The 10,965-nt window shown below is 39.4% G+C and carries 8 protein-coding genes; 3 read left to right on the top strand and 5 right to left on the bottom strand.

The genetic code is table 11. The features are described 5' to 3' along the window. Window positions 1–56 precede the first annotated feature (56 nt). From dnaJ to HT701_RS07670, 5 genes are all read right to left on the bottom strand, one after another. On the bottom strand, window positions 57–1,196 hold the full coding sequence (gene dnaJ / locus HT701_RS07690) for a molecular chaperone DnaJ (RefSeq protein ID WP_138705433.1): 1,140 nt from the start codon (window positions 1,194–1,196) through the stop codon (window positions 57–59). Window positions 1,197–1,709: 513 nt separating this feature from the next. After that, window positions 1,710–3,533 (bottom strand): molecular chaperone DnaK, encoded by a 1,824-nt coding sequence (gene dnaK, locus HT701_RS07685; RefSeq protein ID WP_000034661.1) that lies wholly within the window; start codon window positions 3,531–3,533, stop codon window positions 1,710–1,712. A 479-nt stretch (window positions 3,534–4,012) separates the two neighbouring features. Beyond that, window positions 4,013–4,537, bottom strand: a complete 525-nt coding sequence (gene grpE, locus HT701_RS07680) for a nucleotide exchange factor GrpE (protein WP_119919864.1) — start codon at window positions 4,535–4,537, stop codon at window positions 4,013–4,015. Between the two features lie 26 nt (window positions 4,538–4,563). Next, on the bottom strand, window positions 4,564–5,598 hold the full coding sequence (hrcA, locus tag HT701_RS07675; protein WP_119919863.1) for a heat-inducible transcriptional repressor HrcA: 1,035 nt from the start codon (window positions 5,596–5,598) through the stop codon (window positions 4,564–4,566). Window positions 5,599–5,758: 160 nt separating this feature from the next. Further along, complete coding sequence (locus HT701_RS07670) at window positions 5,759–6,271, bottom strand: DUF2812 domain-containing protein (protein WP_119919862.1); 513 nt, start codon at window positions 6,269–6,271, stop codon at window positions 5,759–5,761. 606 nt (window positions 6,272–6,877) lie between these two features. Here HT701_RS07670 and HT701_RS07665 point away from each other — a divergent pair. The 3 genes from HT701_RS07665 to HT701_RS07655 all read left to right on the top strand — a co-directional run. Further along, a complete protein-coding gene (locus HT701_RS07665) occupies window positions 6,878–9,211 on the top strand; it encodes a DEAD/DEAH box helicase family protein (RefSeq protein WP_119919861.1) in 2,334 nt (777 codons plus the stop codon). Between the two features lie 12 nt (window positions 9,212–9,223). Next, window positions 9,224–10,687 (top strand): class I SAM-dependent DNA methyltransferase, encoded by a 1,464-nt coding sequence (locus HT701_RS07660; protein WP_000029046.1) that lies wholly within the window; start codon window positions 9,224–9,226, stop codon window positions 10,685–10,687. Then, on the top strand, window positions 10,687–10,965 hold a 279-nt coding region (locus tag HT701_RS07655), incomplete at its 3' end, for a restriction endonuclease subunit S (RefSeq protein ID WP_078143696.1). The genes HT701_RS07660 and HT701_RS07655, both read left to right, overlap by 1 nt.

Below are 10,965 nucleotides of genomic sequence, written 5' to 3'. Positions count from 1 at the left end.
TACTTGAGTACGGCAAGGCAACGCTGACGTGGTTTGAATTTGATTTTCGAAGAGTATTATTCTCCTTCAAAGGCATCTTTAATATGGTCAAAGAAGCCCTTTTTCTTTGGATTGACTTTTAAATCACCAGCAGCTGCAAATTCTTTCAAGGCTGCTTTTTGACGATCGTTCAAGCCTGTTGGTGTTACGACATTAACGGTAACATATTGGTCACCAACTGCACCACCACGAAGACTCGGAGCTCCTTTGCCACGTAGGCGGAATTTCTTACCAGTCTGAGTTCCCTCTGGGACAACCAATTCAACATCACCGTGAACAGTTGGAATATCTACTGTGTCACCAAGAGCTGCTTGGACAAAGTTGAGGTTGAGATTGTAGAAGATAGTAGTTCCTTCACGTTCAAACTTATCGCTGGCTTCCACAGAAACAACCACGTACAAGTCACCATAAGGTCCACCGTTAAATCCAGCTTCACCTTGACCAGCTAGGCGAATTTGTTGACCAGTTTCCACACCAGCAGGAATTTTGACATGTACGCTATGAGCTTGTTTTTCATGCCCTGTTCCGTGACATGTTGTACATGGATCTTTGATTTCTTTTCCGCGACCATGACAGACATCACAGGTTACTTGACGACGCATCATACCAAGCGGAGTCTGCGTATCGACGTTAATGACACCAGCACCATGACAGCGTCCACAAGTGACTGGACTGGTTCCTGGCTTAGCACCTGAGCCATTACATGTACGACAGCTTGCTTCACGGTTGTATTTAACTTCTTTTTCAGCTCCAAAAATAGCTTCTTCAAAGGTCAAGTTCACACGATACTGGAGGTCATCCCCTTGGCGAGGAGCATTTGGATTGCGTGAAGCACCGCCTCCGCCGAAGAAACTTGAGAAAATGTCCTCAAAACCACCGAAGCCACCTGCCCCATTGAAACCGCCAGCTCCACCACCGAAGCCTCCAAATCCACCATTGGCGCCTGCAGCACCATATTGGTCATAGGCAGCCCGTTTTTGGTCGTCACTCAAAGTCTCATAGGCTTCTTGAACTTCCTTGTACTTTTCCTCAGCACCAGGCTCCTTATTGATATCTGGGTGATATTTTTTCGAAAGCTTACGATAAGCCTTTTTGATCTCGTCTGCCGAAGCGTTTTTTGACACCCCCAGACGATCATAAAATTCAGTATTGTTCATACAAGATACCAAGACCGTAAAATTCGACTGAAAAATAGGAAATCTGACGCTGGAGCGATGCTCCTAGACAGATTTATCTTTTTTCCGAGAATTTAGGTCGGGTTCAATTCCTTTCTGTTATATTAAGTAAGAAATTTGGGAACCCGTGTTCAATTCCCTGAACACATTTGTTCCTTTCTTTCATATTGATGAGACAAAACCCAAACAAATGATATTCCGTCCCTTTTTATCGAAAAACAGAGGCTGGGTTGCAACCTCTGGATTTCTTCCTATCATTACGACGTTCAAAAATAAAGTCGATTATACTTTGTTTTTGAACTAGTAAGACGTTTAGGCAAGTCACCATAGCGATTGCCGTAGAATGACAATCACTTTAGTGATTAGTCATTCTTACCGAGTTAGGCTTAACTGAGTTTCGGCTAAAAACTTCGGAAAAAAGATAAGCCATCTTTTGTGCATCGCACAAGGCGATGGCTTCCTATTTTTCTTTCGTTTTCTTAACGCCTCAACATCTTATTTTTCCGTAAACTCTCCGTCTACGACGTCATCGCCTGCGTTTCCTGTTGCTTGTGCGCCTTCTGCTCCTGCTTGAGCTTGTTGGGCTGCTGCGGCTTGTTCGTAGAGTTTAACAGCAAGTCCTTGAGCTTTTTCGTTCAATGCTTCAAGTTTTGCTTTCATGTCGTCCAAGTTGTTGTCTTCTTGAGCTTTCTTAAGGTCATCAAGGGCAGCTTGGGCAGCGTCACGTTCTGCGTCGAAGCCTTTACCTTCAGTTTCCTTGATTGTCTTTTCAGTCGCAAAGATTGCTTGGTCTACTTCATTACGAAGGTCTACTTCTTCTTTACGTTTCTTATCGGCTTCAGCGTTTGCTTCTGCATCTTTCATCATGCGGTCAATTTCTTCGTCAGTCAAGCCTGAGTTTGATTGGATCACAATTGTTTGTTCTTTTTGAGTTCCAAGGTCTTTAGCTTTAACAGACACGATACCGTTCTTGTCGATATCAAATGTTACTTCGATTTGAGGAATTCCACGAGGTGCAGCTGGGATATCTGTCAATTGGAAGCGTCCAAGAGTCTTGTTATCTGCTGCCATTGGGCGTTCACCTTGAAGAACGTGGATATCAACGGCTGGTTGGTTGTCTGCCGCAGTTGAGAAGACTTGTGATTTAGATGTTGGGATTGTTGTATTGCGGTCGATGAGTTTTGTGAATACACCACCCATTGTTTCGATACCAAGTGACAATGGTGTTACGTCAAGAAGGACAACGTCTTTGACATCACCAGTAATCACACCACCTTGGATGGCAGCACCCATAGCAACTACTTCATCAGGGTTTACTGATTTGTTTGGTTCTTTACCAGTTTCAGCTTTAACAGCTTCAACAACGGCTGGGATACGAGTTGAACCACCAACAAGGATAACTTCGTCGATTTCTGACAAGCTCAAACCTGCATCCGAAAGGGCTTGACGAACTGGAACTTTTGTACGTTCTACAAGGTCACGAGTCAAATCGTCAAATTTCGCACGAGTCAAAGTCATTTCCAAGTGAAGAGGGCCAGCTTCACCTGCAGTGATAAATGGCAAGCTGATTTGAGTTGAAGTTACACCAGAAAGGTCTTTCTTCGCTTTTTCAGCTGCATCTTTCAAACGTTGCATTGCCATCTTGTCAGTAGACAAGTCAATACCGTTTTCTTTCTTGAATTCTGCTACCAAGTGGTCAATGATTTTTTGGTCAAAGTCGTCACCACCAAGTTTGTTGTCCCCTGCAGTTGACAATACGTCGAAGACACCGTCACCCAATTCAAGGATAGAGACGTCGAATGTACCACCACCAAGGTCAAATACCAAGATTTTTTCTTCTTTGTCAGTCTTGTCCAAACCATAAGCAAGAGCTGCTGCAGTTGGTTCGTTAACAATACGTTCTACTTCAAGACCAGCAATTTTACCAGCGTCTTTTGTTGCTTGACGTTGAGCGTCGTTGAAGTAAGCAGGAACTGTGATAACTGCTTTGGTTACTTTTTCACCAAGATAGTCTTCAGCGTATCCTTTCAAGTATTGAAGAATCATAGCTGAGATTTCTTGTGGAGTGTATTCTTTTCCATTAGCAGAAACTTTTTCAGAAGTTCCCATTTTAGATTTGATAGAGATAACTGTATCTGGGTTTGTAACTGCTTGACGTTTCGCAGCGTCACCAACAATGATTTCTCCGTTTTTGAATGAGACTACAGATGGAGTTGTGCGGTTTCCTTCTGGGTTTGCGATGATTTTACTTTCAGTTCCTTCAAGAACTGCTACTGCTGAGTTTGTTGTACCTAAGTCAATACCGATAATTTTAGACATGTGTTTTTCTCCTTGTTAGTTAATTTTCTATTTTTCTTTTTGATACTCTTCTTAAGTGGCGACGCCGTCAGAGCTTGACTTCGTCAATCTCTTTGACTAAACTTTGAGCCTAAGGTCTCAAAATTTGCGCAAATAGCACCACGGCGAAGAGTATCGTCTTTGGTTCGCTTCGCTCACTATTACAAAGCCAAACATATTTTATCTTTCTTCATAGTTTATTGTCGTTTCGGACAAGTTTTCTATTATGTAAATTGCGACACGAGGAGTCGAAATCGATTTTATTTCGACGACGAGTTAGTAAGGAAGCTAGGCAAACGTCATAGCGATTGCCGTTTTCTGACGAGTTGCTTTAGCTACCGTCAGAATTGCCGAATCGAACACGCCCTAAGCTCTGAGTAAAAAAGATAGATTTTCTTGTGTTCATCGAACACTTCGTCAATCTCCTATTTTTACTGTGAGCTTTTTACGGGCTTTGTATCTTAGTTATACACCACTACCATAGCCGGTCTTAGGATGCGGTCATGAAGTTTGTAGCCTTTTTGGAAAACTTGGGCGATGGTATCTGCTGGGTGTTCATCGTCTGCTGGGAGAGTTTGGATGGCCATATGGTAGTTATGGTCAAATTCTCCGTCAGCTGCGATTTCTTCGATTCCTTCTTCTTTCAAAGCGTGAATCAAGCTTTCTTGCACCATTTCCAAGCCCTTCTTCACATCATCTGTCAAACCTTCAACTGCAAGTGCACGCTCAAGGTTGTCAAGCGATGGTAAAATTGCTTTTGCCAAGTCCTGGCTACGATAACGTTGCAAGTTTTGACGCTCTTCATTGGCACGGCGTTGGATATTTTGCATTTCCGCATGAGCGCGAAGGTATTTATTTTCGAACTCATCTGCACGTTCATTTGCCAAGTCCAACTCAGACTTCTCAGGAGTTGTTTCTTCTACCGTTTCCACAACTTCCTCTTCTTGGATTTCTTCTACTTCTTCATTTTTTATATCTTGGGCCATTTTCGCCTCCTTTAATGATTTCAATCTTAATGTACTTCGTAATGATTACTGCTGAGGTAACGGTAAAAATCTGTCAACTTCATGGTCAAAACACGATTGACTACATTGACTTGGTTGATTAGCTGTTGGTAATCCAGATTAACAGGACCGATAATGGCTAGAATTCCAACTCCCCGATAAGGAATGAGGAACTTGCTACTAATCACCGCTAGGTCAGCTAGGCAGGATTCTTGACTGTCCGCAACTCGGACATTTTGCATCTGATCCTCATGCAGCCCCTCACGAATCTCCAGAGCCACCTTTTGCGGTTGGTCAAAGAACTGATAGGCTGCCAGATTGGCAAAATTCAAGAGATTGACCTTGCCCGCAACCACAATGTTTTCGTTGAACATTTCCTTAAAGATATGTTCAAAGAGATCGATCACATTATCCGTTGTTGTGAAGTAACGCTGGATAATCTGCGGAATCTCCGTCCGAATCTTGTAGTGAATATCTAGCACGGTGTAACTAAGGAAACGTTCCTGAATGATACTCTTCAGTTTCAGCAAATCCTCCTGCAAAAAGTTCCTTGGAATCAGAAACTGACTAGTAACCGTTCGCGACTCGTCTAGGGTAAATACTGCCAAGGCTGTATGTTGCCCCAAAACCACGATATCAAAGGCTGTCAACCGTTGCCTGCTGGGCTCAACATCCAGTGCCACTACCGTACAGCCACTCAGGTCTGTCAGTAGATTAGCAGCTTCTTGCAGAATATCCTCCAATTTGAAGAATTCCTGATCAAAGGCTTTGACAATCTCGTAAACCTCATTTTCAGCCAGTCGATCAAAATCCAGTGAGTGTTTTACATAGTACTGAAAACCAGCAACACTTGGCATCCGACCGCTTGAAGTATGAGCCTTCTCAAGCAAACCTTGCTTTTCTAAAGCCGCCATGTCATTACGAATGGTTGCACTGCTAGAGTTAATAGACTCTTGCAAGGCTTTGGATCCGACAGGTTCGTGCGTTTTGGTAAAGATGTCAATAATCAGATTTAAAATATCCTGCTGACGCTCTGTAACCATCTCATCACTCCTCTCTGTCTGATAAATTAGCACTCGATACGTTCAAGTGCTAACTTATGATTCTATTATACACCCTTAGAAGAGAATGTCAAGATAAAAATTCAAAAAATTAGCACTCTTTTATCAAGAGTGCTAAAAATCAGTCTGAAGACCTAGAACCCTACCTTCCATCTACTCGGTATTTACTTTTTAGTCTGAAATAACCATAGATTAGATAAGAAATCATAAAGGCATATAGAGCAAAAATAACAAAGAAAGATTGCGACAGTTCTTCTCGAAACAAACTCATACAAACAACAAAACCTCCTAAGAAAGTAGCTGCACATGAACGAAGTCTATATCGCATAACTTCCCACCTGAGCCCCTTACTCATATAGACTTGATCCTCTGGAAGTAAATCAGAAGACGATTTACGAAGAATCGAACAAAAACCTGCTTCTATCAATTCCCAACCGCTATTTCTAAAATCTTGCAGTTCATGCTTATACTTTTTAAGAAATCTAGAATCATAGATACAGTAGATGACATCGTCTGGTTGACATTGGTCAAAATAGAAAAAACCAAAACGACTAGTTCTATATCTCCAACCCTTCAAATGCATCTCATGTAAATATTCTTCTTCCTTGTCCAAATCAACAATGGTGAAAATCCGAAATTCTACTCTGCTATTCATTGTCTTACCCCAAAATTAGAAAACATGCCTGGCGTTATTTATTAGATAATTCTTTCCACTTTTGAAACAATCTCCAAAAAATATAAGAAATCTGAATCACATGGACTATCAATAAAACACCATCTATTATAACAATCAAAAACATTTCCCACCTGAAAGAACTACCTCCACTGACAGACTTTGAGAAAACCGGTAGTAGAGCTAAAAAGAGAAGCAAAATAGGAAGCATCCGCATTATTAAAATCCGTTTGGCATAAAAAAATCTTTATTTAAACGAGAATATTATATCAAAATTTACGCCAGTTTTTGAACGGCTGATGTAGATATTTTATACTTTCAAAATGTTTAAATGTGATTATTTATTTTTGAAAAATAGCTCACCAGCCCGACTGAAAGTGCTTGTAGAATGATAATAAGTCGCCTGCTGAAAACGGCGAAAAATAGCGGTGTTATGCGGAGATAATCTGACGCGATGCGAAAGTATATTGCATACTTATTGTTAATAATTTAGCAGAGTGTTTTTACAAGTGTGATATAATAGAAGTATAATTTGTTCTGATAGTTTATTTTATGGAGAAGTAGATTTTTAAATACGGAGGGTTCAATATGGTTGAGTTTATAAAGTCTAAGAAAGAAATGAGTGAGGAGGATATTAAAGCAAATTTCATCACTCCTGCTATTGTATCCAAAGGATGGAAAAATGGTGAGCATATCGCTTACGAAGAATACTTCACTGATGGTCGAATTGAGGTTAGAGGAGATAAGGCTCGTCGTAAAGAAGGAAAAAAATCAGACTATTCACTGTATTACCAATTTGGAACTCGAATTGCAATTGTTGAGGCAAAGGATAATAAACACAGCGTTCGAGCAGGATTACAACAAGCTATTGAATATGGAGAGATTTTAGATGTTCCATTTGTTTATTCTTCGAATGGTGATGGCTTTATTGAACACGACCGTATCACGAGAGAAGAACGTGAGCTGGAGTTAGACGAATTCCCTACTCGTGAAGAATTATTTTCTCGTATGACGAAGGAAAAAGGATTGACGTACGAAATTACAGAAGCTATCTCAACTCCATACTATACAGACGCCTTCTCAATGAAAACGCCACGCTATTATCAGCAAATAGCTATCAACCGTACTATTGAAACAGTTGCCAGAGGACAAAAACGAGTAATGTTTGTGATGGCAACAGGAACGGGGAAAACGTTCATGGCTTTTCAAATTATTCATCGCCTTCGAAAAGCTGGTTTGGCTAAACGAGTTTTATTCTTAGCAGATAGAAACATCTTAGTAGACCAAACGATGGCTGAAGACTTTAAGCCATTCGAAAAGGTAATGACGAAAATTACACCAAAACTTTTGACTGCTCCAGAAAAATTAAATTCTTTTGAAATTTATCTAGGGCTTTATCAGCAACTAACTGGTGAAGATGGAACTGAAACACATTATCAAAAGTTTGACAAAGACTTCTTTGATTTAGTCATAATTGATGAAGCGCACCGTGGCTCAGCTAAGGAAGACAGTAACTGGCGTAAGGTGATTGATTATTTCAGTTCTGCGACACAGATTGGGATGACCGCTACTCCTAAAGAAACCAAGAATGCTTCCAATACGGAATACTTTGGTGAGCCAATCTATACTTATAGTTTAAAACAGGGAATCGAGGATGGTTTTTTGGCTCCATATCGTGTTATGAGGATTAATTTAGATGTGGATGTGGATGGTTATCGTCCAGAAACTGGAAAAGTTGATGCTAACGGACAATTAATAGAAGATAGGTACTACGGCAGGAAAGATTTTGACAAAACCATTGTCATTGATGATAGAACGCAAAGAGTTGCCAAGTTTGTTTCTGATTATATGAAGCAAAACAATGCACGATTTGATAAAACAATTGTTTTTTGTGTTGATATTGACCATGCCGAGCGAATGCGTGCTGCACTTGTAAAAGAGAATCTAGACTTAGTCCAAGAAGACTATCGTTATGTCATGCAAGTAACTGGTGACAACGCTGAAGGAAAAGCTCAACTGGATAACTTTATGGATGTCAATTCTAATTTTCCCGCTATTGTAACAACGTCTAAATTATTAACGACAGGAGTTAATGCTAAAACATGTCGTTTGATTGTTTTAGACTCTAATATCCAATCCATGACTGAATTTAAACAAATTATTGGTCGTGGCACACGTCTTTATCCTCAAAAGGGGAAAGAATTTTTTACGATTATTGATTTTCGAAATGTTACCAATTTGTTTGCTGACCCTGATTTTGATGGTGAGCCAGTGAAGGTGCTGGAAACAGGTGCGAAAACAGTCAGTGGTTCTACACCTGGTTTCGTAGGTGAGGAAGATGACCCAGTAGAAAAATATATCGTTACAGACAAGCAGGTTACCATTCTTAATTCTACTGTTCAAGTATTGGATGAAAACGGGAAACTGATTACCGAAAGCCTGACCGACTACACTCGGAAGAATATCTTAGGTAGCTACGCCACTTTGAACGATTTTATCACAGTTTGGCATACGGCGGATAAAAAGAAGCTTATCTTAGACGAACTTTATAAAAAAGGAGTTTATCTAGATGCTATTCGAGAGTCGGAGGGAATATCAGAACAAGAAATCGATGATTTTGATTTACTCCTAAAACTTGCCTATGGTCAAAAAGAATTAACCAAAACGGAACGTATCAATAAACTCAAACAAAGCGGATATTTATATAAATATAGTGAGGAAGCGCGTGCTGTTTTGGAAATTTTACTGGACAAATACATGGATAAAGGTATTGGAGAACTCGAAAGCATTGAAACATTAAAACTTCCAGAATTTCAGATATATGGTGGAACCTTCAAAATCATCAATACTTATTTTGGAGATAAAAAACGATATTTACAAGCAATTAAAGAATTGGAGCAAGAGCTATTTACAGTAGCTTAATGAAAGGAAAGTATGTCAATTACATCATTTGTAAAAAGAATTCAAGATATCACTCGAAACGATGCTGGTGTTAATGGTGATGCTCAACGTATCGAGCAAATGTCTTGGTTATTATTCTTAAAAATTTATGATAGCCGTGAAATGGTTTGGGAATTAGAAGAAGACGAGTATGAGTCAATTATCCCAGAGGAATTAAAATGGCGAAATTGGGCTCATGCTCAAAATGGGGAACGGGTATTGACAGGCGATGAATTACTTGATTTTGTCAATAACAAGTTATTCAAAGAGTTGAAAGAGCTTGAAATAACTTCAAATATGCCTATTCGAAAAACGATTGTTAAATCAGCTTTTGAAGATGCGAACAACTATATGAAAAATGGCGTCTTGTTACGCCAAGTCATCAATGTTATTGATGAAGTTGATTTCAACAGCCCTGAAGATCGTCATTCGTTTAATGATATTTACGAAAAAATTCTTAAAGATATTCAAAATGCTGGGAACTCAGGAGAATTTTATACGCCACGTGCAGCGACTGATTTTATTGCCGAAGTTCTTGACCCAAAACTTGGAGAATCAATGGCAGACCTTGCTTGCGGAACAGGAGGCTTCTTGACTTCGACTCTGAACCGTTTAAGTAGTCAACGTAAAACTAGTGAAGATACAAAAAAATATAATACAGCTGTTTTTGGTATTGAAAAGAAAGCATTTCCTCATCTTTTAGCAGTTACAAATCTGTTTCTTCACGAAATTGATGACCCTAAAATTGTTCATGGAAATACTTTGGAGAAAAATGTTCGTGAATATACGGATGATGAAAAATTTGACATTATTATGATGAATCCACCTTTTGGAGGGTCAGAATTAGAAACAATAAAAAATAACTTTCCAGCAGAATTACGGAGTTCTGAAACGGCTGATTTATTTATGGCTGTCATTATGTATCGTTTGAAAGAAAATGGTCGTGTTGGAGTTATTTTACCTGATGGTTTTCTATTTGGTGAAGGTGTAAAAACTCGCTTGAAACAAAAACTGGTAGATGAGTTCAACTTGCATACGATTATTAGGTTGCCTCATAGTGTCTTTGCACCGTATACAGGAATCCATACGAACATTCTTTTCTTTGATAAAACAAAGAAAACAGAAGAAACTTGGTTTTATCGTTTAGATATGCCAGATGGTTATAAAAATTTCTCTAAAACTAAGCCGATGAAGTCAGAACACTTCAATCCTGTTCGTGACTGGTGGGAAAATCGTGAAGAGATTCTGGAAGGTAAGTTCTACAAATCTAAATCATTTACACCTAGTGAATTGGCTGAGTTGAATTATAATTTAGACCAGTGTGGTTTTCCAAAAGAGGAAGAGGAAATCTTAAATCCCTTTGAGTTGATTCAGAATTATCAAGCGGAAAGAGCAACTTTAAATCATAAGATTGATAATGTATTAGCTGATATTTTGCAGTTGTTGGAGGACAAATAATGACACCAGAACAACTTAAAGCAAGTATTCTCCAAAGAGCGATGGAAGGGAAATTAGTGCCGCAAAATCCCAATGACGAACCTGCAAGTGAATTATTAAAGAGAATTAAAGCTGAAAAAGAAAAACTTATCAGTGAAGGAAAAATCAAACGAGATAAAAAGGAAACTGAGATATTTCGTGGTGATGATGGGAAACATTATGGGAAGTTTGCTGATGGAAGTACTCAAGAAATTGATGTTCCTTATGATATTCCTGATACTTGGGAGTGGGTGAGGTTT

The organism is Streptococcus sp. 10824 (genome assembly GCF_013276595.1).
Lineage (GTDB): Bacteria > Bacillota > Bacilli > Lactobacillales > Streptococcaceae > Streptococcus > Streptococcus pseudopneumoniae.
This window is presented reverse-complemented; position numbering and strand designations above follow the sequence as displayed.